The sequence below is a fragment of the Actinomadura citrea genome (genome assembly GCF_013409045.1).
Taxonomy (GTDB): Bacteria; Actinomycetota; Actinomycetes; order Streptosporangiales; family Streptosporangiaceae; genus Spirillospora; species Spirillospora citrea.
Genome location: NZ_JACCBT010000001.1, coordinates 8,312,128 through 8,334,253, shown reverse-complemented (window position 1 = coordinate 8,334,253; position 22,126 = coordinate 8,312,128). Strand labels below are relative to the sequence as shown.

The following is a 22,126-nucleotide window of genomic DNA, read 5'->3' as shown; positions in this document are numbered from 1 at the left end:
ACCACCGTGGCCCTACCCGCCTCCCTTCCCCCGCCGCGGCAGGCGCTCGGCACGCGGCTCCAGCTGAGCGACGAGGCCGCCGCCCGCATCCGAGAACTGATCATGGACGGGCGCATCCGGCCCGGCGACCACCTGCGGCTGGAACGGCTGGCCCTGGAGTTCGGCATCAGCGTCACGCCCGTCAGGGAGGCGTTGAAGTCGCTGCGCAGCGAGGGCTTCGTCGTCCTTGAGCCGCGGCGCGGGTTCGTCGTCGCGCCGCTGTCGGAGCGGGACGTCCAGGACCTGTTCTGGGTGCAGGCGGGCATCGCCGCCGAGCTGACCGTGCGCGCCGCGCCCCGGATCGGGCCCGCCACCCTGGCGCGGCTGGACGGCCTCCAGCACGCGCTGGCGCGCGACAAGGCCGCGCGCCGCCCCGACCTCATGGAAGAGCGCAACCACCTCTTCCACCGGGAGATCAACCTGGCCGCCGACTCACCGAAGCTCGCCTGGTCGCTCGGCACGGCCGCCCGGTACGTGCCGCGCGGCCTGTACGGACGGCTCGCCGACTGGCCGGACGTCGCCGTGAGCGACCACGGGCGGATCCTGGCGGCGCTCCGGGACGCGGACGCCCGCACGGCCGGCGAGGAGATGCGCGCCCACATCGTCCGGGCGGGGGAGCTGCTGGTATCGCACCTCGAACGCCGGGGCCTCTGGCGCCCGGCCACCTGACCGCCGCGCGCCCGGCCACATGACCGCTACCGCACCCGGCCGCACGACCGCCTCCGGCGGCACGACCGCTACCGCGGCGGGTCGCCGAGCCAGGCGTCGACGCCCGCCAGCAGCCGGCGCCGCACGTCCTCCGGGGCCGCCGAGGCCCGGATCGACTGCCGGGCCAGCTCCGCCAGCTCGGCGTCGGTGAACGCGTGGTCGGTGCGGGCCAGCTCGTACTGGCGCGCCAGCCGCGAGCCGAACAGCAGCGGGTCGTCGGCGCCGAGCGCGATCGACGCGCCCGCCTCGAAAAGCCGCCGCAGCGGGACGTCCGCCGCCGTCGCGGCCACGCCGAGACCCACGTTCGACGCCGGGCAGACCTCCAGCGTCACCCCGCGGTCCACGATCCGCTCCAGGAGCCGCGGGTCCTCGACGGCGCGGACCCCGTGCCCTATCCGGTCGGCCTCCAGCGTCTCCAGGCATTCGCGGACGCTCGCCGGGCCGAGCAGCTCCCCGCCGTGCGGGTTCGACAGCAGCCCGCCGCGTTTGGCGATCCGGAACGCGCCCTCGAAGTCGTAGGCGCGGCCCCGCCGCTCGTCGTTGGACAGGCCGAACCCGACGACGCCCTGGCCGGTGTAGCGCACGGCGAGGCGCGCGAGGGTCTTGGCGTCCAGCGGGTGCCGGGTCCGGTTCGCGGCGATCACCACGCCGACGCCGACGCCGGCCGCCTCCGACGCCTGGCGCGCGGCGTCCAGCACCAGCTCCACGGTCGGGGTCAGCCCGCCGAAGCGCGCCGCGTACCCGCTCGGGTCGACCTGGATCTCCAGCCAGCCCGATCCCTCCGCGGCCTCGTCCTCGGCCGTCTCGCGCAGCAGCCGGCGCAGGTCGTCCGGCGTCTGCAGGACCGAGCGGGCGATGTCGTACAGGCGCTGGAACCGGAACCAGCCGCGCTCGTCGGTCGCGCGCAGCCGGGGCGGCCAGTCCTCGACGAGGGCGTCCGGCAGGTGGACGCCGTGCAGGCCGGCGAGCTCCACGAGCGTGGAATGCCGCATCGACCCGGTGAAGTGAAGGTGCAGGTGCGCCTTGGGGAGCAGGGCCACGTCCGGGCGGGCGGGACCGCGCGCGGGCGCGGGTTCCCGGGGGTCCGGCATGGGACGGTGCTCGACCGGACGGGCTGAAACGGTACGTGCCTCCATGAGCCAATGTTGCCGGATCATCGTCCTCGTCGAACGCCCGCCCCGGCAGTATCACCACACCGGACTACCTCGCATGACTCGCGGCGGCCATCACGCCCCATGGGCATCCCCGAAAAAAAGTTGGGAATCCCGTGCAACCCCTCACCGGCACCGTGCGTATACGAGGGGCGCCAGAGAGAGACAGGCACCCCCCAGAGCAACACCCCCGTCAGAAGGGATTCACGATGATCACGCTGAAGGCCGCCTTGATCGCAGCGTCCGCCGTCGGAACCGTGGCCGTGGGCGGCGGCGCGACGTGGGCCATGACCGGCTCCCACCACGAGGCCGGCCTCCAGTCGAACGGCGCCAAGGCCCCCGCGGTGGAGCGCAAGGTGCAGGACGCCGCGCCCAAGAGCGCCCCGACGTGCCTCCCGGCCGACCTCCCGGCCAAGCCCGGACTTCCCAAGGTCCCGGCCGACGGGGTGAAGAAGCAGGTCGAGCAGCACCTCAAGCAGAACCCGGCCACGAAGAACCTGCCGGAGGGCCGGCTGCCGAAGGCGGGCGTCCCCGGCAAGGACCTGCCGCAGGCCGGCATCCCGAGCACCGAGCTCCCCGGCGTGAAGGCCCCGGACGGCAAGACCCTCCCCGCGAAGCCCGGTGTCCCCGCCAAGCCCGGTGTCCCGGCGAACCTGCCCACCTGCGTGCCGTCCACCGGCGACCTGCCCGGCGGCGCCCCGGCGGCCAAGCCGGACGCGGGCGTGCCCGGCGCGCCCGCCAAGCCCGCGGTGCCCGCGCTGCCCAAGCTCGACTGCAGCACGCTGAAGCCCGCCGTGAAGGTCGGCAGCACCGTCGAGAAGACCGTGATGACCGCCAAGGGCCTGCGCTACGTGTCGTCCGTCCCCGGCTCCGCCGACCTGCGCAAGGCGCAGATCTGCGCCGTCACGCAGAAGTGGACCGGCAGGGCCGGCCAGTGGCTCACCGTCGAGACGCTGAAGACGCGCGCCGGCATGACGCAGGAGCAGCTGCGCCAGGCGCTCGGCCTGCCGCAGGGCGGCACCCCGCTGACCATCGCCGGCCTGGCCGCCTGGCAGAGCCCGAACGGCAACGGCGTGCTGCTGTTCGACCCGAACGGCTCCTCGCTGTTCATCAACGGCAGCCCCGTCCTGGCCGGCGGGACGAAGGACGTGGCCGCCGCCCTGCGCAAGGCGGGCTGACACCCGGTAACGGACCAGGGCGACATCAGTAACACCTAACACAACACAGACGTGGGCGGGCGGCCCTGGCGCGGAGGCCGCCCGTCCCGACAACACAAACTGCCGGAACCGCTCTAGCCGGGACGGAGCACTGTGGGGCGTCGAGACGACGAGTCGTTCGTGGAGTTCGTGGCGGCACGCGGCGATGCCCTGCTGCGCACCGCGGCACTGATGTGCGGGGCCCGGCAGGACGCCGAGGACATCCTGCAGACCGCGCTAGAGAAGGCCTACCGCCAGTGGGGGCGGCTGGAAGCCGGCAGCGATCCCGAGCCGTACGTCCGCCGGATCCTGGTCAATCTGGTGATCAGCCGGTCCCGGCGGTGGAAGGTGCTCCGGGAGATCCAAATGGCGCGGCTCCCGGAGACGCCGGCCGAATCGCCGAACCATTCCGTCGAGCTGAGGGGGACCCTCATGGACGAGTTGCGCAAGCTCGGCCCCCGGCAGCGCGCGGTGCTGGTCCTGCGCTTCTGGGAGGACCTCTCGGAGGCGGAGACGGCACAGGCTCTCGGCTGTTCGGTCGGAACGGTGAAGAGCCAGGCTTCCCGGGGGCTCGCCAGGCTCCGGGAACGCCTCGACAGGAACCTGGCTCCTTTGGGGAGATGAGCGATGGATCTGGAGAGTGAACTGCGGAAGGCCATGGCCGAGCAGGTGGCCGGGGCGACCGCGTCACAGTCGCTCGTCACCGACGTCAAGCGGCGCCACCGCCGCCGCAAGGCCCGCGTCCACGCGGCCGCGGGCGTCGCGGCGGCCTCGGTCGCCGCCCTGGCCCTGGTACCCACCTATCAGTCGTTCCGGGCCACACCGGCCGGAGACACCGAGACGACCCGTCCCAGCAACACCGTCTCGGCTCTTCGGCTGCCGGAACGACCTCCCGCCTCGGGCCTCCCCGAGTCCCCGTCTCCTCAGGGGAGGCCCGAGGCAGGAGCCTCGCAGAAGCCGGAGGCGCGCGGCCCGTCCGGCGACGGGCAGGCCCCGCCCAAGCCGGGCGCGGGCGGCGTCGCGGGCGCGCTGCCGAAGTGGATCACGTACCTGCCGGACGGCCTGGCCGCCACCGGCCCGTGCGCGGTCTCCGGCGACGCCGACCGCACGACCACGACCTGCGCGTGGCGCGGCAGCGGCGGCTGGGTGGAGATCGCGCTCGTGAAGGGCGGTCTGACCGGCCCGCAGGACCTGATGCGCGCGCCCGGCATTCCCGGCCGCACGTCCGTGCACGGCATGCCCGCGCTGACCGGCGACCGTCCCGATTCGTCGCGGCAGATCTCCTGGCTGGCACGGCACGGCGTCGGAGTCACCGTGACCGCCTCCGGCTCCGCCAAGGACCGGCTCATGCGCATCGCGGAGGGCGTGCGCCCCTGAACCCCGTTCCGGCGGGGCGTCCCACGGCGGAGAGGGGCCGTGCGCGGGACGTCCCGCCGGACTTCCCGGGACGGGAACCGGCGGAACCCGTCCCATACGAAACCGGCCCCGGGAGTTGTGCGCCCGGGGCCGGTTTCGTGTACGCCGGTTCGCTCACACGGCGTGCCTGTGGGGGTCAGCCCGCCTCGGACAGCAGCTTCGCGACGCGCGAGACGCCCTCGACCAGGTCGTCGTCGCCCAGCGCGTAGGAGAGGCGGAAGTAGCCCGGCGTGCCGAACGCCTCGCCCGGCACCAGCGCGACCTCGGCCTCCTCCAGGATCAGCGACGCCAGCTCCACCGACGTCTCCGGACGCCTGCCGCGCACCTGCTTGCCGAGCAGCGCCTTGACCGACGGGTAGGCGTAGAACGCGCCCTCCGGCTCGGGGCACACCACACCCGGGATCTCGTTCAGCATCCGCACCATCGTCTGCCGGCGCCGGTCGAACGCCGTGCGCATCTCCGCGACCGCCGACAGGTCGCCGGTCACCGCGGCGAGCGCGGCGGCCTGGGAGACGTTCGCCACGTTGGACGTCGCGTGCGACTGCAGGTTCTGCGCGGCCTTCACCACGTCCGCCGGGCCGATCAGCCAGCCGACCCGCCAGCCGGTCATCGCGTAGGTCTTGGCCACCCCGTTCAGGACGAGCGTCCGGTCGGCCAGCTCCGGCACCACCACGGGCATCGAGTGGAACTCGGCGCCCCCGTACACGAGGTGCTCGTAGATCTCGTCGGTGACGACCCACAGGCCGTGCCCGTCCGCCCAGCGCCCGATCGCCTCGATCTCGTCGCGGCTGTAGACCGCGCCCGTCGGGTTGGACGGCGACACGAACAGCAGCACCTTCGTCCGGTCGGTGCGGGCCGCCTCCAGTTGCTCGACGCTCACCTTGTAGCCGGTGGTCTCGTCGGCGACGACGTCCACGGGCACCCCGCCCGCCAGCTTGATCGACTCGGGGTAGGTCGTCCAGTACGGCGTCGGGACGATCACCTCGTCGCCCGGGTCGAGCAGCGCCGCGAACGCCTCGTACACCGCCTGCTTGCCGCCGTTGGTCACCAGCACCTGCGACGCATCGACCCGGTGGCCGGAGTCGCGCTCGGTCTTCTCGGCGATCGCGGCGCGCAGCTCGGGCAGCCCGCCCGCGGGCGTGTACTTGTGGAAGCGCGGCACCCGGCACGCGGTCACCGCGGCCTCGACGATGTAGTCGGGGGTCGGGAAGTCGGGCTCGCCCGCGCCGAAGCCGATGACCGGGCGGCCCGCCGCCTTCAGCGCCTTGGCCTTGGCGTCGACGGCCAGCGTGGCGGACTCGGAAATCGCGGCGATGCGCTTGGAGATGCGAGGACGGTCGATGCTCATCCCCCTATCGTTACAGACGGCGCGCCGGGACCCGCAGCCATATATCCAGGCCGGTCGGACGGGTCGCCGCCGCGGCCTCCCGGCGGTCCCCCGGTATCCGGTTCGACGCGGGCCCCTCCGGCACGTAGACTCCTCCTCCAAGTGACGTGTCGCCGGTATACGCGCCTGTCCGCACGCGGGCACAGATCAGGCCGTAAGCTGGGACCCGGCACCCACCCGATCCTGTGGTCGGGGTTCTCCTTAGCCGGAGAAGCGAAGGGCAGTGGCTCAACTGGTAGAGCTCCGGTCTCCAAAACCGGCGGTTGGGGGTTCGAGTCCCTCCTGCCCTGCGAGGTGCGGTGCGCGCACCCGTGCCGGCCGCGCCATGGCGTCGCCGTGGCACTCCGCGGCACGGGACCGCGCGGCAACCACAGAGTGGTTGGATCACGACCTATGAGGTGAACGGCGGCAAATGGCGACTGAGACTCGCGACGAGCCCGAGGCCAAGGACGAGGGCAAGGGCAAGAACAAGTCCCCTTCCAAGCGGACCTCGCCCGCGCTGTTCGTGCGCCAGATCATTGCCGAGCTGCGCAAGGTCATTTGGCCGACGCGGCGAGAGCTGATCACCTACACGACCGTTTCGCTCGTGTTCGTGCTGGTCATGGTCGCGATCGTCTCCGGCGTCGACTACGGGTTGCAGAAGGGCATCTACGAGCTCTTCGGCTGACGCCGCCCGGCCAGGGCCGGATGCCGGGCCCCGCCGTACCTTCGCAAGTCCATCACCGCAGACCGAGAGAAGAGTTGACCGTGTCCGAGCCCTCACAGCCCTACGACGAGGCCGTGGAAGAGGCCCAGTCCGCTGCGGCTGCTGCGGCCGACCAGGCGGCCGAGCCCGCCGACGAGACGGCCGAGGCGGTCGTCTCCGCCGGTGACGCCGAGCCCGCGGACACGAAGCTCGAGGGGGAGGGCCCCGCGCCGGACGCGGCCGAGGGCGCCGCCGAGCTCGCCGAGTCCGTCGAGGGCGAGGAGCCGGCCCCGTCCGCCGAGGACGAGGCCGCCTCCGAGGAGGCCGCCGAAGGCGAGGCCGGCGAAGAGGAGGAGGCCGCCGCCGAGCCGCCGGCCGACCCGTACGCCGACTTCAAGATGCAGCTCCGCCTCCAGCCGGGCGACTGGTACGTCGTGCACTCCTACGCGGGCTACGAGAACCGGGTCAAGACCAACATCGAGACCCGCACGCAGACCCTCAACATGGAGGACTACATCTTCCAGATCGAGGTCCCGCAGCACGAGGTGACCGAGATCAAGGGCGGCAAGCGCCAGAAGGTCAACGAGAAGGTCCTGCCGGGCTACATCCTCGTCCGCATGGAGCTCACCGACGAGTCGTGGGCCGCGGTCCGCAACACCCCCGGCGTCACCGGGTTCGTCGGCCTGCTGAACAAGCCGTCCCCGCTCAGCCTGGACGAGGTCGCCAACCTGCTGGCCCCCGAGCCGGAGGAGGGCGTCGCCAAGACCGCCAAGGAGCAGGCCAAGGCCCCCGCCACCGTCGACTACGAGGTCGGCGAGTCGGTCACCGTCATGGACGGCCCCTTCGCCACCCTCCCCGCCACCGTCAACGAGATCAACGCCGAGCAGCAGAAGCTCAAGGTCCTGGTCTCCATCTTCGGTCGCGAGACGCCGGTCGAGCTCTCCTTCAACCAGGTCTCCAAGATCTGACAGCTCACGTCCGACCCCGTCCCCGAGACGTCCGGGCCGCTCCGGCCAGGCCGTATCCTGGACGGGCCGTTCCCGCCCAGGCGGGGACGGGTTCGGGTTCCCGGCCTCCGGTCCTCGGAGGCGGGCGCCCGTCGGCCCCGCTCGCGCGGGGATGGCCCCAGCGCTGCGCCCGTGAGGGTGCGGCTTCGCGCCCCGCACACGCGGGGGCGCGGGGGGTCGGCCAAGGTCCCAACGCGGCGGTCTAGTTCCGCCCGCCGTGTCGCCCGGTGTCCGGGAGTCGGGACCACAGTGAAACGGAACACGAGGGAGAGGCATGCCTCCCAAGAAGAAGAAGATCGCCGCGCTCGTCAAGGTCCAGCTGCAGGCCGGTCAGGCCACGCCTGCGCCGCCGGTCGGTACCGCGCTCGGTCCGCACGGCGTCAACATCATGGACTTCTGCAAGCAGTACAACGCTGCCACGGAGTCCCAGCGCGGCAACGTCATCCCCGTAGAGATCACCATCTACGAGGACCGGTCGTTCAGTTTCGTCACCAAGACCCCGCCGGCCGCGCAGCTCATCCTGAAGGCCGCGGGCGTGGAGAAGGGCAGCGGCGAGCCGCACAAGACCAAGGTCGGCTCGGTCACCCGCGACCAGGTCCGTGAGATCGCCACGACCAAGATGCCCGACCTCAACGCCAAGGACCTGGACGCCGCCGAGAAGATCGTCGCCGGCACCGCGCGGTCGATGGGCATCGAGGTCAAGTAAGCCGTCAGTGGGAGGGCCGGCGCTGGCCCCTACCACGAGTTCCAATCTGGAGGAACGCACATGAAGCGCAGCAAGGGCTACCGCGCCGCGGCGGAGAAGATCGACCGGGAGCGGCTGTACAGCCCGGTCGAGGCCGTGAAGCTGGCCAAGGAGACCGCGGTCACCAAGTTCGACGCGACCGTCGAGGTCGCCATGCGGCTGGGCGTCGACCCGCGCAAGGCCGACCAGATGGTCCGCGGCACGGTCAACCTGCCGCACGGCACCGGCAAGACCGCCCGCGTGCTCGTCTTCGCCGTCGGCGCCAAGGCGCAGGAGGCCGAGGCGGCGGGCGCCGACCTGGTCGGCTCGGACGACCTGATCGAGCGGATCCAGGGCGGCTTCCTGGACTTCGACGCCGTCGTCGCCACGCCGGACCAGATGGGCAAGGTCGGCCGGCTCGGCCGGGTGCTCGGTCCGCGCGGCCTGATGCCGAACCCGAAGACGGGCACGGTCACCATGGACGTGTCGAAGGCCGTCACCGACATCAAGGGCGGCAAGATCGAGTTCCGGGTCGACCGGCACGCGAACCTGCACTTCATCATCGGCAAGGCGTCCTTCGACGAGCGCCAGCTGGTGGAGAACTACGCCGCCGCGGTCGACGAGATCCAGCGCCTCAAGCCGTCCGCCGCGAAGGGCCGGTACGTCAGGAAGGCGGCGCTGACCACGTCGATGGGCCCGAGCATCCCGGTGGACCCGAACGCGGTCCGCAACCTGACGGCCGAGCTCGAAGAGGCCTGATCAAGCCTGGCGTAGAACGCCGTCGAGCAGGGCGCCCCCGGTAGGACCGGAGGCGCCCTGCCCGCTTTTCAGGGCTGTTTTTCGCAGGGCCGCTTTCAGGGGCGTTCTTCACGGGGCCGCTCTTCGCCGGGCCGCTTTTCGTGGGGTGCCCTTCACAGGGTCGCTTTTCGCGGGGGCGCTCTTCACCGGGCTGCTCTTGGCGGGGCGCTCCTCACGGGGCCGCCGTTCTCCATGGGGGCTACTGACGGGGCGACGTGCTTCGGGTCGCGTTCAGCGGGACGCGACCGGCATCGCCGACCGGTCCGCCGCTAGATTCGGCGGCCCGGATCGTCGGCGAAGGGATGCCATGGGCGGGTTGCAGCGTCGGGACGTCCACCGGCTGTACGACGTGCTCGACGGGGCCGCGGAAGACGCCCCCGAGGCCCCGGCCGTGTCGGTCGACGGCGCGACGTGGACGTTCCGGGAGCTGCGCGCCCGGACGGACGCGCTGGGCGCCCACCTGTCGGCGCGGTGCTCGCCCGGGGCGCGGGTGGCGCTGCTCGCGCACAACCGGCTGGAGTACGTGGCGGCCTACTACGGGGTCCCGCGCGACGGCAGGATCCTGGTGCCGCTGAACCAGAGGTTGCATCCGCGCGAATGGGCCGACCAGATCGTCCGCTGCGGAGCCGAGCTCGTCATCGGTGAGCCGGAGCTGCTGGAGAGGCTGGCCCGCGAGGGCGGGCTTCCCGGCGACCATCCGCCGCTCGTAGACGTCGCCGACCTGCCGTGGGACGGCCCGGCCCCCTCTCGGGAGGGCGACAACGATCCGGCCGGGGTCGCCTGGCTGATGTTCACCAGCGGCACGACCGGCCGGCCGAAGGGCGTGCGGCTCACCCACCGGAGCCTGCTCGCGGGCATCGCGGTCACGGCTTCGGGGCGTCCCGTGCTGCCAGGTGACGTGTTCTGCACACCGTTCCCCCTGTGCCATGTGGCGGGCTACCAGGTCGTCCTGCACCACCTGTTCCGGCGGCATGCCGTCGTGCTGCGCCGGTTCGGTCCGGCCGTCCTGGTGGAAGCGGCGCGCCGGCACGGCGTCACGAACCTCTCGCTCGCCCCCACGATGCTGGAGGATCTGCTCGCGCACCTGGACGGGGACCCGGTGGCTCTGGCGGCGCTGCGCGCCACCGTCCGGGTGATCGCGTACGGGTCGGCGCCGATGCCGGTTCCGCTGCTGCGCCGTGCGGACGCGGTGCTCGGCTGCGACCTGAACCAGGGGTACGGGATGACCGAGCTGTCCGGCAACGCGACGTTCCTGTCCCCGGCGGACCACCGTGCCGCCGTCGCGGGGCGGCCGGAGTTGGCGGCGTCGGCGGGCCGCCCGGGCGCAGGCGCGGAGATCGCCGTGATCGGTGAGGACGGGGCCCCGCTCCCGCCCGGTGCGCAGGGCGAGGTGGTCGTCCGCGGGCCACAGGTGGCGGACGGGTACTGGGACGATCCGGTGGCGACCGCCGAGGCGTTCGCGGGTGGCCGGTTCCGCACCGGCGACGCGGGCCGCGTCGACGATGACGGCTACCTGTACCTCGCCGACCGGCTCAAGGACGTGATCATCACGGGCGGGGAGAACGTCTCGTCGCGCGAGGTCGAGGACGTCCTGCGCACGGTCCGGGGGGTCGGCGAGGTGGCGGTGGTGGGGCTGCCCGATCCGCGCTGGGGCCAGTCGGTGTGCGCGGTGATCGTGCCGGACGGCGTCCCGCCGCGGGAAGAGGACCTGGTCGCGGCCTGCCGCGCCCGGCTCGCCGGTTTCAAGACCCCGCGGCGCATCGCGTTCGTGTCGGCCCTCCCGCGCACCGGGACCGGCAAGGTCCGCAAGACCGCCCTCCGCACCGAGCTGGCCGCCCGCACCGAGCCGGCCGATCGGCCCGAAGGCTGCTGAACCGGCGGATACACGGCTTGCAGTCCGGAACCGGACAATTTGGTACCTGATTGTTTTGTTACCGCCGAGGAACCTGGTGTTGAATTGCCGCGTGAAGCGTCGTACCGATCGGGCCATCGCCATCTCCGCCGTGACCGCGGTGGCCGTCGTGCCCACGGCGATCCTGATGGTGGTGAAGATCGGGGGCGACTCCCCGAAGGACGCGGGGGCGCTGCCCCCCTCCGCGGCGATGGCCCAGCGCGACCCCGCCAACCCCAACGGCGCCGCGGCCGCCACGGTCTCCCCGGGCACGCCCGGCGCGCCGGGGTCGGCCCCCGGTGCGAGCGCGCGTCCCGGCACGCGCGCACCCGGAAACGGGGGAGCCGCGCACGGCCTGCCGACGGCGCCGCCCCAGCCCGGTCCGAGCCTGCACTCCTTCACCCGCAAGACGGACATGAAGGTGACGGTCGGGCCGAACGGCGACTACCAGCACGCCACCGAGACGGCCACGTTCACGCTGTGGCCGACGTTCGCGATGAGCGCCACCGGCGTCACGCAGACGATGAAGGGCGGCGAGCTGTCCAAGGTCACCCAGAAGGTGATCGTCCAGGGGAGCACGCTCAAGGGCTACGACGGGCAGAAGTGGACGCGGTCCACGCTGACGGCGGCGCAGCTGGGCAAGCTGCAGAGCGACTCCGACCCCCGGCAGTTCACCTTCATGATCGGGACGCTTCCCGGCATGACGGCCGGCGAGCCGGACGCCGCCGGGCTGACGCGCTTCACCGCGCAGGCGCTCATGGGCGGCGTGTACGCGCTGCTTCCGCAGGACGCGGCGACGGCGTTCCGCAAGTGGGTGCCGGACGACACCGGATGCGGGCTCGATCTGCTGGCCGACAGCGAGGCCCGCCCGGCCACGATCAGCCTCGGCGCGCAGGCGCCCGGCGCGGGGTTCGCCGGGTCGATGACCTTCGGCTCCTACCGCTGACGCGGGCTCGGAACACCGGACCACCCTGACGTCAGGTCAGGGGGACGGCTACGCCGTTGGTCGTACCGTGCGGGGGCCCATTCGTACCACCGGGGGATGCCTCGCCGTTAGCGCCCGAAGAGACTGGGAACACCAGCAGGGCGACATGGGAGGCTCAACCCTCATGAACCGACGACTCGTGGTGGCGGCCGGCGGCACCGCAGTAGGTACCGCGCTCCTCCTGTCCGGATGTAACGGGGACGGGTCGGAGAACACCGGCAACATGAAGCTCAGCGCCAACCAGGCGTTGCTGAAGGCGTCCGAGAAGACCGGCAAGGCCGACACGTTCAAGGCCGACCTGACGGTGACGGGCACCGGCGACCGCGGCGGGAAGGTCCACGCCAACGGGCAGTTCCGGCTGCGCCCGTCGCTGGAGTTCAGCGCGAAGCTGGACGACTTCAGCCAGAACGGGCAGAGCGTGCCCGGCGCCAAGGGCCAGGCCGTCTTCACCGACAACGTGCTGTACGCGAAGGTCCCGCAGCTCGCGCAGTTCGTCAGCGGCGGCAAGCCGTGGGTGAAGATCGACGTGAACCAGATGGCGCAGCGGACGGGCTTCGACGTCCGGGGCCTGGTCGACCAGGTGCAGAAGGTGGACCCGGCCGAGCAGACGAAGATGTTCACCGGCTCCAAGGACGCCCGCAGGGTCGGCACCGAGACGGTCGACGGCGTCAAGACGACGCACTACGCCGGGACGGTCACCGTCGAGGACGCGCTGAACCGGCTGGACGCGCAGGCCCGCACGAAGGTCCAGCAGTGGCTGCCGAAGGACCGCGCCAACGGCAAGATCAACTTCGACCTGTGGACGGACGGTGAGAACCTGCCGCGCAAGCTCGTCTCCAAGGCCACCGGCTCGCAGGGCGAGAACGGCTCGGTGACCGTCCTCTACAGCGACTACGGCAAGTCGTTCAACGTGAACACGCCGCCGTCCGACCAGGTGGGGCAGCTCTCCCTCCAGGGCATCCTGGGCGGTAACTGAGAACGGTGAACCGCAGCGGGGTCATTTGCGTCTGATGTACCGTTCGGCTCCATCGCCCGGGCGCCAAGAAGACCAAGGAGACCCCCCTGATGATCCGTCGTTTCGCGGTAGGCACGGCGCTGGCCACCGGCCTCGCCCTCTCGCTGACCGGCTGTCTCGGGGACGCCGAGAAGACGGTGGACGACGCCGGCAAGGGACTGCGGCTGTCCGCCGCGCAGGTCCTCGGCAAGGCCGCCGAGAAGACCGGCCAGATCGACTCGTTCCAGGCCGACATGACGATGAAGTCGACCGGCTCGTCGACGGGCGCCGTGTCGATGAACGGCACGATGCAGTACCGCACGAAGCCCGATCTGGCCTACAGCATGAACTTCGGGCAGATGACGGTCGCGGGCAAGCCGATGTCCGGCATGGAGCAGCGGCTCGTCGGCCGGAACATGTACATGAAGATGCCGATGCTGTCCCAGCTCGGCGGCGGGACCAAGCCCTGGATCAAGATCTCGCTGGACGAGCTGGGCGCCAAGACCGGGATGAACATCGACGAGCTGCTCCAGCAGTCCCGGCAGATGGACCCGGTGCAGAACACCAAGATGCTGACGGCGTCCAAGGACGCGCGCGAGGTCGGCAAGGAGACGATCGACGGCGTCCAGACGACCCACTACACCGGCACGTACAAGATGGAGGACGCGGTCGCGAAGCTCTCCCCGGAGACGCGGGAGGCCTACCGCAAGAGCCTCGGCACGACCGGCCTCCAGGCCATGCACTTCGACCTGTGGGTGGACGGGCAGCAGCTGCCGCGCCAGATGACGATGAAGTCGACGCAGTCGACCGCGGGCGACATGATCATGACGATGAAGTACCGCGACTACGGCAAGCCGGTCCAGGTCACCGAGCCGCCGGCGAGCGAGGTCACCGACTTCGGCGAGATCATGAGCCGCCTCGGCGGCGGCGGTGGACTGCCCGGCACCTGATCCGAACCTGAGCGCGACCGAGGGACCGCACCCCGCCCGGGGCGCGGTCCCTCGCCGTGTCCGCCGATTTGGCCTCCTCAGTCAAGGCACGTATGCTGTCCCGTGCCGAAGACCGCCGGTCGTCACCTCCCGCGAGGTGACCGAAGGACCCGACTCAGTTCGGGCGGCCTGCGTAGGTGAGACGAGAGCTTCCCGCATGGCCTCCGTGTCGTGCCTGAACGCCCCGTGCGCCTGCGCCGGGGCGTTTTTTGGTGGATCGGCGCCCCAGTTCGTCCGCGGACTGCGGCGTGGATCGGACCACCCAGGTAATCGGAAGGAGGGCTATGGCCAAGGCCCACAAGGACGCGGCGATCGCCGAGCTCAAGAACGAGTTCGAGAGCTCCAACGGCGCCGTGCTGACCGAGTACCGCGGGCTTTCCGTCGCGCAGGTCAAGGAGCTGCGCGACAACCTCGGCGAGACCGCGCGGTTCCGCGTGGTGAAGAACACGCTGACCAAGCGCGCCGCGAACGAGGCCGGCGTCGACGAGCAGTTCCGCGACCTGCTCGAAGGCCCGTCGGCCATCGCGTTCGTCCGCGGCGACGTGGTCGAGGCCGCCAAGGGCCTGCGCGACTTCGCCAAGACGAACCCGATGCTGGTGATCAAGGGCGGCTTCATCGACGGTCAGTCGATGGACGCGGCCGAGATCACCAAGCTGGCGGATCTTGAGTCGCGCGAGGTGCTCCTCGCGAAGCTGGCCGGTGCGATGAAGGGCTCGATGGCGAACGCCGCCGCGCTGTTCAACGCTCTGCCGACGCAGGCCGCCCAGCTCGCCGAGGCGCTGCGCGCCAAGCGCGAGGCCGAGGGCGAGACCGCCGAGGCACCCGCCGCCGCCGAGGCGTCCGCCGAGTAGGCAACCCGCGGTTCCGTACCACCCCAGATCACAAGCCATAGCGGAGGAATCATCATGGCGAAGCTCAGCACCGACGACCTGCTCGACGCCTTCAAGGAGATGACCCTTCTCGAGCTCTCCGAGTTCGTGAAGCAGTTCGAAGAGGTCTTCGACGTCAAGGCCGCCGCCCCCGTCGCGGCCGTGGCCGCGGCCCCCGGCGGCGCCGCGGCCGGTGGCGAGGAGGCCCCGGTCCAGGACGAGTTCGACGTCATCCTCGAGGGTGCCGGCGACAAGAAGATCCAGGTCATCAAGGAGGTGCGCGCCCTGACGAGCCTCGGCCTCAAGGAGGCCAAGGACCTGGTCGACGGCGCGCCGAAGGCGCTGCTGGAGAAGGTCAACAAGGAGACGGCCGACAAGGCCAAGGAGGCCCTGGAGAAGGCCGGCGCCTCGGTCACCGTCAAGTAACGACGCTCCAGAGCTCCGGAGCCCGCGCGGCTCCCCCGCTCTCCAGGAGGCGGTCACCCCGATGGGGTGGCCGCCTCCTTCCGTTTGTGCGGGCGGGAGGCGGGGAGGCGCCCGTCAGGCGGCCGACGGACGGTGTTGTCGCGGAACGTGGACCGGCGGGCCGGAAGGGCCCGTTTTCTGTACCGAGGTGACAAACACCTGCGGGAAACCGTGTGTCCGGGCGGGTTGTGCGGGTTCCGGCCCGCGGCGTAGCGTCCCGTCTGACGCTGTGGCCACACCCGGCCGCTCACGTCCCCCCGGTGCGGCGGGCCGCACGGTCGCGGCCGTCCCCGGCACCCCGGTCTTGAGGCTCCGGCTCTTGGACCACTAGTCTCATAGGCGCCGTAAGTAACGATTGTCTTACAACGTCGCATTTAGCCGCTGATCTGGGTGGGAACCCCTTCCATTTGGACGGGGGGCCGCTACGGTAGTGGCACCCGTCACGGCTACCGGACGGTAGCAATGCGGCGGACACGCGGTGTGACGACAGAACGCGGTGTGATGACAGAAAGAGCCTGAGTGCTACTCGCTCATTGGTTCGGGATTCCCCCGGCCTGGACGAAAGGTGACGAGTGGGCGTCGAGATCAGAGTCGAGGGTCTGACGAAGTCCTTCGGCCGCCAGGTGATCTGGCAGGACGTGTCGCTGACCATTCCCGCAGGTGAGATCTCCGTTCTCCTGGGTCCGTCCGGTACCGGAAAGTCGGTCTTCCTGAAGTCCCTCGTGGGGCTGCTCAAGCCCGACCGCGGGCACATCTGGATCGGCGACAGGGACCTGCCGTACCTGCCCGAGTCGCAGCTGTACGACACCCGGAAGCTGTTCGGCGTCCTGTTCCAGGACGGCGCCCTCTTCGGCTCCATGAACCTGTTCGACAACATCGCGTTCCCGCTCCGCGAGCACACCAAGAAGTCCGAGTCCGAGATCAAGCGCATCGTCATGGAGAAGATGGACCTGGTCGGTCTCCTCGGTGCCGAGCACAAGCTTCCCGGCGAGATCTCCGGCGGCATGAAGAAGCGCGCCGGCCTGGCCCGCGCGCTCGTCCTGGACCCCGAGATCCTGCTGGTGGACGAGCCGGACTCTGGCCTCGACCCGGTCCGCACCGCGTTCCTCAACCAGGTGTTCATCGACCTCAACGCGCAGATCGGCGCGACGTTCCTGATCGTCACCCACGACATCAACACCGCCCGTACCCTCCCGGACAACATCGGCCTGCTGTACCAGCGGCACCTGGCGATGTTCGGGCCGCGGGAGATGCTGCTGTCCAGCGAGGAGCCGGTCGTCCGGCAGTTCCTCAACGCCAGCAAGATCGGCCCGATCGGCATGTCCGAGGAGAAGGACGAGTCCGAGCTGGAGGCCGAGGCGAAGATGGGACACGACCCCGGCAAGCTGCCGCCGATCCCGCCGCAGCAGATGCCGAGCAACGGGCTGATCCGCACCGGCATGCACGCGCCCGGCGCGTGGTGCGCGGCGCACGGCGTCACGCCGCCGCCCGGCTCGTTCATCGACGACCTCGGCCGCAACTGGGTGGAGGAGTGGCCGCGGTACGTGGCGTCCATGACGCCCGTCGGCGCCCCCTCCGGCGGCGCGCACGGGGCGCCCGGCGGCATGCCGCCCGCCGGTCCTCCGCCCGGCGGTCCCGGGGACCGGTTCCCCGGCAACCCGCCGCCCGGCCGGCCGGGAGCGGGTGCAGGCTACTGATGTCCACTCCTGGTATCGGCGCGGACCAGCGAGGGGCAGGGAAGGGCGAGGGCTCTTCGGCGACGTTCCGCAAGATCGGGGACGGCGCGGCCAACGTCGCGATCAAGGAACCGGGACGGTTCTTCGCCCTGTGCCTGGACACCGGCCGCGCGATGTTCCAGTGGCCGTTCCAGTGGCGCGAGTTCATCCAGCAGGCCTGGTTCATCGTCAGCGTCACCGTCGTGCCCACGATGCTGGTCGCCATCCCCTTCGGCGGCGTGTTGTCCCTCCAGGTCGGCGGGCTGATCCGGCAACTCGGCGCGCAGTCCTACACCGGCGCGACCGCGGTGGTCGCGATCGTCCGGGAGGCCAGCCCGCTGGTCACCTCGCTGCTGGTCGCGGGCGCCGCCGGGTCGGCGATGTGCGCCGACATCGGCTCCCGGAAGATCCGCGAGGAGATCGACGCCATGGAGGTGCTGGGCATCAACCCCCTGCACCGCCTGGTGGTGCCGCGGATGCTCGCCTGCGCGTTCGTCGCGCTGTTCCTCAACGGGCTGGTCTCGGTGGTCGGCCTGCTGGGCGGCTACTTCTTCAACGTGATGCTGCAGGGCGGCACCCCCGGCGCCTACCTGGCCTCCTTCAACGCCATCGCGCAGCTGCCCGACCTGCTGCAGGCCGAGTTCAAGGCGTTCGTCTTCGGCATCACCGCGGGCCTGGTCGCGGCGTACAAGGGCCTGAACGCCAAGGGCGGGCCGAAGGGCGTGGGCGACGCGGTCAACCAGACCGTCGTCATCACGTTCATGCTGCTCTTCCTGGAGAACTTCCTGATCTCCACGCTGTACTTCCAGTTCGTCCCGTCGAAGGGGATGTAGATGGCTGCCCCTGGCAAGACGGGCAAGGCCGCCCGGCGGGTGGTGAGCGCGCCGCTCGACCGGCTGGACGACTTCGGCCACCAGATGTCGTTCTACGCCCGCGCGTTCGCGTGGGTGTTCCGGGTGCTGCGCCGGTACCGCACGGAGGTGCTGCGGCTGCTGGCCGAGGTGAGCCTCGGCACCGGCGGCCTCGCGGTGATCGGCGGCTCGGTGGTGATCGTCGGGTTCATGACGTTCTTCACCGGCAGCCAGGTCGGCCTGCAGGGCTACGAGTCGCTGAACCAGATCGGCACGGCCGCGTTCACCGGGTTCGTCGCGTCCTACTTCAACACCCGCGAGATCGCGCCGCTGGTGTCGGCGCTCGCGCTGTCGGCGACGGTCGGCTGCGGGTTCACCGCCCAGCTCGGCGCGATGCGGATCTCCGACGAGATCGACGCGCTGGAGGTCATGGCCGTCCCGTCGATGCCGTTCCTCGTCACCACCCGGATGCTCGCCGGGATGATCGCGGTCATCCCGCTGTACATCGTGGGCCTGCTCGCCTCCTACGGCGCGACCCGGGTCATCGTGACGATGTTCTACGGCCAGTCGACCGGCACCTACGACCATTACTTCCATCTGTTCCTACCGCCGTACGACATCTTGTGGTCGTTCGGAAAAGTGATCGTTTTCGCGGTGCTGGTGATGCTGATCCACTGCTACTACGGCTACCACGCCTCCGGCGGCCCGGCGGGCGTCGGCGTGGCGGTGGGCCGCGCGGTGCGGACCAGCATCGTGGTGATCAATGTGGTCGACCTGATGCTCGGCATGGCGATCTGGGGCACCACCACCAGCGTCCGGATCGCGGGGTGACCACATGAGTGAGCGTTTGCGTTACCGGGTCCTCGGCACGTCGATGATCGTCGTGATCATCCTGCTGCTGGCGCTGACCGTGGCGCTGTACAACAAGGCGTTCACGCCGACGCTCGAAGTGAAGGTGCGGAGCGAGCGGGCGGGACTGCAGCTGCTGCCGCACTCGGACGTGAAGGTCCGCGGCCTGATCGTCGGAGAGGTGCGCGGCACCGACGCCGACGCGCAGGGAGCGACGCTCCACCTGTCGCTGGACCCGGGCAAGGCGAAGCTGATCCCGCGGAACGTCCAGGCGCGGCTGCTGCCGAAGACGCTGTTCGGCGAGAAGTACGTGGACCTGGGGATCCCGGCGCAGGCGGGCCCGCTCGGGCTGCGCTCGGGCCAGGTGATCCAGCAGGACCGCTCCCAGGCCGCCGTCGAGATCGACAAGGTGCTGAACGACCTGCTCCCGCTGCTGCAGGCGGTGAAGCCGGCGGAGCTGAACGCGACGCTGAACGCCCTCGCGACGGCGCTGCAGGGCCGCGGCGACCAGATCGGCCGGAACCTGGAGGAGGCCGACGAGCTGCTGCGGAAGATCAATCCGCAGCTCGGCACGCTGGTGCACGACCTGAACGCCCTGGCCGACGTCTCCGACATCTACAGCGCCGCGGCGCCCGACCTGCTGCAGACGCTCCGCAACCTGAACGTCACCAGCAGGACGATCACCGACAAGAAGGCGACGATCGAGCAGCTGATCCCGGCGACGACCGCGCTGGCCCAGGACGGCGACGTGTTCATGCGGCAGAACGCCCCGAAGATCATCGGCTTCAACATCGCGAACCGGGACGGGCTGGACCTGATCGCCCGCTACTCGCCGTCGCTGCCGTGCGTGTTCGCCGGGCTGATGAAGCTCAAGCCGGAGTCCCAGCGGGTGGCCGGCGGCAACGGGTCCAAGACCTTCAACCTGACGGTCGAGATCGTCAAGCCCGTGCCGGGCTACAAGTACCCGCTGGACAAGCCGGAGGCCAAGGACCAGCGCGACCCGCGCTGCTACGGGCTGCCGAACCCCAAGGTCCCGTCCCCGACCTACCTCGCGCTGGACGGCACGCAGGACGACCTGTGGTGGAAGAACCCCGATGACCCGAACGGCGGCGGGAGCCGCGGCCGGGCGCTGTCGAACGTCTTCGTGGACCCGGGCTCGATGAGCGAGAAGGACAAGATCAAGAACGTGCTCGGCCCGGTGACGCGGACCCGCGCCGACCAGCTGTCCGACGTCGCCGCGCTGATGTTCGGGCCGCTGCTGGCCGACGGATCGGTGGTGACGGTCAAGTGAGGACGACCAGTGCGGCGATCAAGCTGGGGATCTTCGTGGTCGTCACCTCGCTGGCCACCGGTGTGCTGGCGATGACGATCTCCAACATGCGGTTCCGGGAGACGACCACCTACAAGGCGATCTTCTCGGACGTGACGGGCCTGCTCGACAACGACGACGTCCGCGTCGCCGGCGTCCGGGTCGGCCAGATCGAGCACATCGAGCTGTACAGGGGCGACAAGGCCGAGGTGACGTTCAGCCTCCAGAAGGAGAACGTGTTCAAGGCGGGGCTGCCCACGTCCACCCAGGCGCAGATCCGGTACCGCAACCTGATGGGCCAGCGGTACCTCGCGCTGACCGACGGCGCCGGGCAGGCCAACGACTACCTCAGGCCGGGCGGGACGATCCCGGTCGCGCAGACCACGCCCGCGCTGGACCTGACGACCCTGTTCAACGGGTTCCGGCCGCTGTTCCGCGCGCTGGAGCCCAAGGACGTCAACACGCTCGCGATGCAGATCATCCAGGTGCTCCAGGGCGAGGGCGGCACGATCAACAGCCTGCTCGCGCACGTCGCGTCGCTGACCAACACGCTCGCCGACCGGGACAAGGTCATCGGCCAGGTGATCGACAACCTGAACACCGTGCTCGGCACCATCGACGAGCGGCACGACGAGGTCAACCAGCTGATCACGGACCTGCGCGGGTTCGTCAGCGGGGTCTCGGGGGACCGCAGGGCGATCTTCGACTCGGTGGCGGCGATCAACGAGCTGACCGGCACCACGCAGGACCTGCTCGCCGACGCCCGCCCGGACATCCGCAACGACATCGCGGGGCTGCGCAAGCTCACCGCCACGTTCGACGCGAACGGCAAGGAGCTCGACGCGGGCCTGCAGCGGACGCCGAAGCGGCTGGAGGGGCTGGTGAACATCTCCTCCTACGGCTCCTGGTTCAACATGTACATCTGCGGCCTCGACGCGCGGGTGCGGCTGCCGGGCGGACCGGTCTACCAGACCCCGGCGATCGTGAACGAGAACGCGAGGTGCAAGTAGATGAGGATCCCGTTCCGGGAACGCAACCCGGTCCCCATCGGGCTCTCCGCGTTCGCGATCATCATCGTGCTGGTGGTGCTGGCGATGAACCTGGAGAACATCCCGTTCATCTCCGGCGGCAACACCCACACCGCCGCGTTCCGGGAGGCGGCCGGGCTGCGGGCCGGCGAGGAGGTCCGCATCGCGGGCGTCAAGGTCGGCAAGGTCACCGCGCTGGATCTGGACGGCGACCACGTCAAGGTCACCTTCCGGGTCGACGACGGCGTGCGGCTCGGCGACCGCACCGAGGCCGACATCAAGATCAAGACGGTGCTCGGCGCGCACTACCTCGCGCTCACCCCGCGCGGGCGCGGCAGGCTCGGCCGCAACGTCCCGATCGAGCGGACGCACACCCCGTTCGAGGTCGTCCCGGCGATCAGCGAGCTGAGCCAGCGCGTCGGCGCGATCGACGTGCAGCAGGTCGCCAAGTCGTTCGACGTGCTGTCGGACACCTTCAAGAACTCCCCGGAGGAGGTCAGGGCCTCCCTGCAGGGGCTGCGCCGGCTGTCCAACACGGTGGCGTCCCGCGACGACGAGCTGCACGAGCTGGCCGGCAAGGCCAAGGACGTCTCCAAGCTGCTCGCCGACCGCAACCAGGACTTCGCCAAGCTCGTCCAGGACGGCGACAAGGTGCTCCAGGCGGTGCAGGCCAGGCGCGAGGTCATCCACCAGCTGCTGATCAACACCGTGACCCTGTCGCAGCAGGTGAACGCGCTGATCAACGAGAACGACAAGCAGTTGCGCCCGATGCTGGACAACCTGGCCAAGGTCAACCGGATCCTGCTGAAGAACCAGAACAACCTGGACCGGATCCTCCAGCTGTTCGCGCCGTTCGCCCGGCAGTTCTCCGACGTGACGGGCACCGGCCGCTGGTTCGACTCGTGGATCCAGAACCTGATCCCGATCCCCGCCTCGATCCAGAACCCCCCGTCCGGCGGAGGCGCGACGACGAACAAGCAGGGCGCCCGCCCGGGCGGCGGATCGTCCGGCCCCGGCAAGACCGGCAACAGCGACAACCCGTTGCCCTTCCTCCCGTGAGCAGGCAGGTC

General features: G+C 70.6%; 22 protein-coding genes and 1 tRNA gene. 21 read left to right on the top strand and 2 right to left on the bottom strand.

All coding sequences use genetic code 11. The annotated features are described in order from the left end of the window. Window positions 1-6 precede the first annotated feature (6 nt). On the top strand, window positions 7-708 hold the full coding sequence (locus BJ999_RS38135; RefSeq protein ID WP_218935422.1) for a GntR family transcriptional regulator: 702 nt from the start codon (window positions 7-9) through the stop codon (window positions 706-708). A gap of 68 nt (window positions 709-776) precedes the next feature. Here BJ999_RS38135 and BJ999_RS38130 read toward each other — a convergent pair whose 3' ends face one another. Continuing rightward, on the bottom strand, window positions 777-1,838 hold the full coding sequence (locus BJ999_RS38130) for an adenosine deaminase (RefSeq protein ID WP_229810622.1): 1,062 nt from the start codon (window positions 1,836-1,838) through the stop codon (window positions 777-779). Window positions 1,839-2,107: 269 nt separating this feature from the next. Between BJ999_RS38130 and BJ999_RS38125 the strand changes: the two genes are divergently transcribed. From BJ999_RS38125 to BJ999_RS38115, 3 genes are all read left to right on the top strand, one after another. After that, complete coding sequence (locus BJ999_RS38125) at window positions 2,108-3,076, top strand: hypothetical protein (protein WP_179837725.1); 969 nt, start codon at window positions 2,108-2,110, stop codon at window positions 3,074-3,076. Between the two features lie 132 nt (window positions 3,077-3,208). Continuing rightward, window positions 3,209-3,718 (top strand): SigE family RNA polymerase sigma factor, encoded by a 510-nt coding sequence (locus BJ999_RS38120; RefSeq protein ID WP_179837724.1) that lies wholly within the window; start codon window positions 3,209-3,211, stop codon window positions 3,716-3,718. 3 nt (window positions 3,719-3,721) lie between these two features. Further along, a complete protein-coding gene (locus BJ999_RS38115; RefSeq protein ID WP_179837723.1) occupies window positions 3,722-4,471 on the top strand; it encodes a hypothetical protein in 750 nt (249 codons plus the stop codon). Between the two features lie 175 nt (window positions 4,472-4,646). Here BJ999_RS38115 and BJ999_RS38110 read toward each other — a convergent pair whose 3' ends face one another. Next, window positions 4,647-5,858, bottom strand: a complete 1,212-nt coding sequence (locus tag BJ999_RS38110) for a pyridoxal phosphate-dependent aminotransferase (RefSeq protein WP_179837722.1) — start codon at window positions 5,856-5,858, stop codon at window positions 4,647-4,649. A gap of 256 nt (window positions 5,859-6,114) precedes the next feature. Between BJ999_RS38110 and BJ999_RS38105 the strand changes: the two genes are divergently transcribed. The 17 genes from BJ999_RS38105 to BJ999_RS38025 all read left to right on the top strand — a co-directional run bounded on the left by BJ999_RS38105 (window position 6,115) and on the right by BJ999_RS38025 (window position 22,115). Further along, window positions 6,115-6,187, top strand: a tRNA-Trp gene (locus BJ999_RS38105). Window positions 6,188-6,309: 122 nt separating this feature from the next. After that, entirely contained in the window at window positions 6,310-6,564 is a 255-nt protein-coding gene (gene secE, locus BJ999_RS38100; RefSeq protein WP_089315420.1) for a preprotein translocase subunit SecE, read from the top strand. Window positions 6,565-6,644: 80 nt separating this feature from the next. After that, complete coding sequence (gene nusG, locus BJ999_RS38095) at window positions 6,645-7,550, top strand: transcription termination/antitermination protein NusG (RefSeq protein WP_229810606.1); 906 nt, start codon at window positions 6,645-6,647, stop codon at window positions 7,548-7,550. Window positions 7,551-7,863: 313 nt separating this feature from the next. Beyond that, window positions 7,864-8,295: a 50S ribosomal protein L11 gene (rplK, locus tag BJ999_RS38090; RefSeq protein ID WP_179837720.1), complete on the top strand. Its 432-nt coding sequence runs from the start codon at window positions 7,864-7,866 to the stop codon at window positions 8,293-8,295. Window positions 8,296-8,355: 60 nt separating this feature from the next. Next, window positions 8,356-9,072 carry a 50S ribosomal protein L1 gene (rplA, locus tag BJ999_RS38085; RefSeq protein WP_179837719.1) on the top strand — a complete coding sequence of 239 codons (717 nt, stop codon included), beginning with the start codon at window positions 8,356-8,358 and terminating at the stop codon, window positions 9,070-9,072. Between the two features lie 346 nt (window positions 9,073-9,418). Further along, entirely contained in the window at window positions 9,419-10,984 is a 1,566-nt protein-coding gene (locus BJ999_RS38080; RefSeq protein WP_179837718.1) for a class I adenylate-forming enzyme family protein, read from the top strand. A 91-nt stretch (window positions 10,985-11,075) separates the two neighbouring features. After that, complete coding sequence (locus tag BJ999_RS38075; RefSeq protein ID WP_179837717.1) at window positions 11,076-11,948, top strand: hypothetical protein; 873 nt, start codon at window positions 11,076-11,078, stop codon at window positions 11,946-11,948. A gap of 163 nt (window positions 11,949-12,111) precedes the next feature. Then, on the top strand, window positions 12,112-12,963 hold the full coding sequence (locus tag BJ999_RS38070; protein ID WP_218935421.1) for an SCO4651 family lipoprotein: 852 nt from the start codon (window positions 12,112-12,114) through the stop codon (window positions 12,961-12,963). Window positions 12,964-13,052: 89 nt separating this feature from the next. Further along, the gene (locus tag BJ999_RS38065) at window positions 13,053-13,931 is read left to right on the top strand and encodes an SCO4651 family lipoprotein (RefSeq protein ID WP_179837716.1); all 879 of its coding nucleotides are present in this window, start codon (window positions 13,053-13,055) and stop codon (window positions 13,929-13,931) included. A 323-nt stretch (window positions 13,932-14,254) separates the two neighbouring features. Then, window positions 14,255-14,821, top strand: a complete 567-nt coding sequence (gene rplJ, locus BJ999_RS38060) for a 50S ribosomal protein L10 (RefSeq protein WP_179837715.1) — start codon at window positions 14,255-14,257, stop codon at window positions 14,819-14,821. A gap of 54 nt (window positions 14,822-14,875) precedes the next feature. Further along, window positions 14,876-15,265, top strand: coding sequence for a 50S ribosomal protein L7/L12 (gene rplL / locus BJ999_RS38055; protein WP_179837714.1), 390 nt, complete (start codon window positions 14,876-14,878; stop codon window positions 15,263-15,265). Window positions 15,266-15,876: 611 nt separating this feature from the next. After that, the gene (locus BJ999_RS38050) at window positions 15,877-17,001 is read left to right on the top strand and encodes an ABC transporter ATP-binding protein (protein WP_229810605.1); all 1,125 of its coding nucleotides are present in this window, start codon (window positions 15,877-15,879) and stop codon (window positions 16,999-17,001) included. Beyond that, window positions 17,001-17,852 carry an MlaE family ABC transporter permease gene (locus BJ999_RS38045; RefSeq protein WP_179839091.1) on the top strand — a complete coding sequence of 284 codons (852 nt, stop codon included), beginning with the start codon at window positions 17,001-17,003 and terminating at the stop codon, window positions 17,850-17,852. The genes BJ999_RS38050 and BJ999_RS38045 overlap by 1 nt, the downstream gene beginning before the upstream one ends. After that, window positions 17,853-18,701, top strand: coding sequence for an MlaE family ABC transporter permease (locus tag BJ999_RS38040; RefSeq protein WP_089315409.1), 849 nt, complete (start codon window positions 17,853-17,855; stop codon window positions 18,699-18,701). A 4-nt stretch (window positions 18,702-18,705) separates the two neighbouring features. Further along, on the top strand, window positions 18,706-20,010 hold the full coding sequence (locus tag BJ999_RS38035) for an MCE family protein (RefSeq protein ID WP_179837713.1): 1,305 nt from the start codon (window positions 18,706-18,708) through the stop codon (window positions 20,008-20,010). Continuing rightward, window positions 20,007-21,038 (top strand): MCE family protein, encoded by a 1,032-nt coding sequence (locus BJ999_RS38030; RefSeq protein ID WP_179837712.1) that lies wholly within the window; start codon window positions 20,007-20,009, stop codon window positions 21,036-21,038. The genes BJ999_RS38035 and BJ999_RS38030 overlap by 4 nt, the downstream gene beginning before the upstream one ends. Further along, window positions 21,039-22,115 (top strand): MCE family protein, encoded by a 1,077-nt coding sequence (locus tag BJ999_RS38025; protein WP_179837711.1) that lies wholly within the window; start codon window positions 21,039-21,041, stop codon window positions 22,113-22,115. The last annotated feature ends 11 nt before the right edge of the window (window positions 22,116-22,126 follow it).

What these genes read in the sequence shown, in the direction of transcription:
- rplK (WP_179837720.1), top strand. Translation starts at nt 7,864, where the DNA reads ATGCCTCCCAAGAAGAAGAAGATCGCCGCGCTCGTCAAGGTCCAGCTG.
- BJ999_RS38130 (WP_229810622.1), bottom strand. Translation starts at nt 1,838, where the DNA reads ATGCCGGACCCCCGGGAACCCGCGCCCGCGCGCGGTCCCGCCCGCCCG.
- BJ999_RS38025 (WP_179837711.1), top strand. Translation starts at nt 21,039, where the DNA reads ATGAGGATCCCGTTCCGGGAACGCAACCCGGTCCCCATCGGGCTCTCC.
- BJ999_RS38035 (WP_179837713.1), top strand. Translation starts at nt 18,706, where the DNA reads ATGAGTGAGCGTTTGCGTTACCGGGTCCTCGGCACGTCGATGATCGTC.
- BJ999_RS38125 (WP_179837725.1), top strand. Translation starts at nt 2,108, where the DNA reads ATGATCACGCTGAAGGCCGCCTTGATCGCAGCGTCCGCCGTCGGAACC.
- BJ999_RS38070 (WP_218935421.1), top strand. Translation starts at nt 12,112, where the DNA reads ATGAACCGACGACTCGTGGTGGCGGCCGGCGGCACCGCAGTAGGTACC.
- secE (WP_089315420.1), top strand. Translation starts at nt 6,310, where the DNA reads ATGGCGACTGAGACTCGCGACGAGCCCGAGGCCAAGGACGAGGGCAAG.
- BJ999_RS38110 (WP_179837722.1), bottom strand. Translation starts at nt 5,858, where the DNA reads ATGAGCATCGACCGTCCTCGCATCTCCAAGCGCATCGCCGCGATTTCC.
- BJ999_RS38065 (WP_179837716.1), top strand. Translation starts at nt 13,053, where the DNA reads ATGATCCGTCGTTTCGCGGTAGGCACGGCGCTGGCCACCGGCCTCGCC.
- BJ999_RS38045 (WP_179839091.1), top strand. Translation starts at nt 17,001, where the DNA reads ATGTCCACTCCTGGTATCGGCGCGGACCAGCGAGGGGCAGGGAAGGGC.
- rplL (WP_179837714.1), top strand. Translation starts at nt 14,876, where the DNA reads ATGGCGAAGCTCAGCACCGACGACCTGCTCGACGCCTTCAAGGAGATG.
- BJ999_RS38080 (WP_179837718.1), top strand. Translation starts at nt 9,419, where the DNA reads ATGGGCGGGTTGCAGCGTCGGGACGTCCACCGGCTGTACGACGTGCTC.
- rplA (WP_179837719.1), top strand. Translation starts at nt 8,356, where the DNA reads ATGAAGCGCAGCAAGGGCTACCGCGCCGCGGCGGAGAAGATCGACCGG.
- BJ999_RS38040 (WP_089315409.1), top strand. Translation starts at nt 17,853, where the DNA reads ATGGCTGCCCCTGGCAAGACGGGCAAGGCCGCCCGGCGGGTGGTGAGC.
- BJ999_RS38115 (WP_179837723.1), top strand. Translation starts at nt 3,722, where the DNA reads ATGGATCTGGAGAGTGAACTGCGGAAGGCCATGGCCGAGCAGGTGGCC.
- rplJ (WP_179837715.1), top strand. Translation starts at nt 14,255, where the DNA reads ATGGCCAAGGCCCACAAGGACGCGGCGATCGCCGAGCTCAAGAACGAG.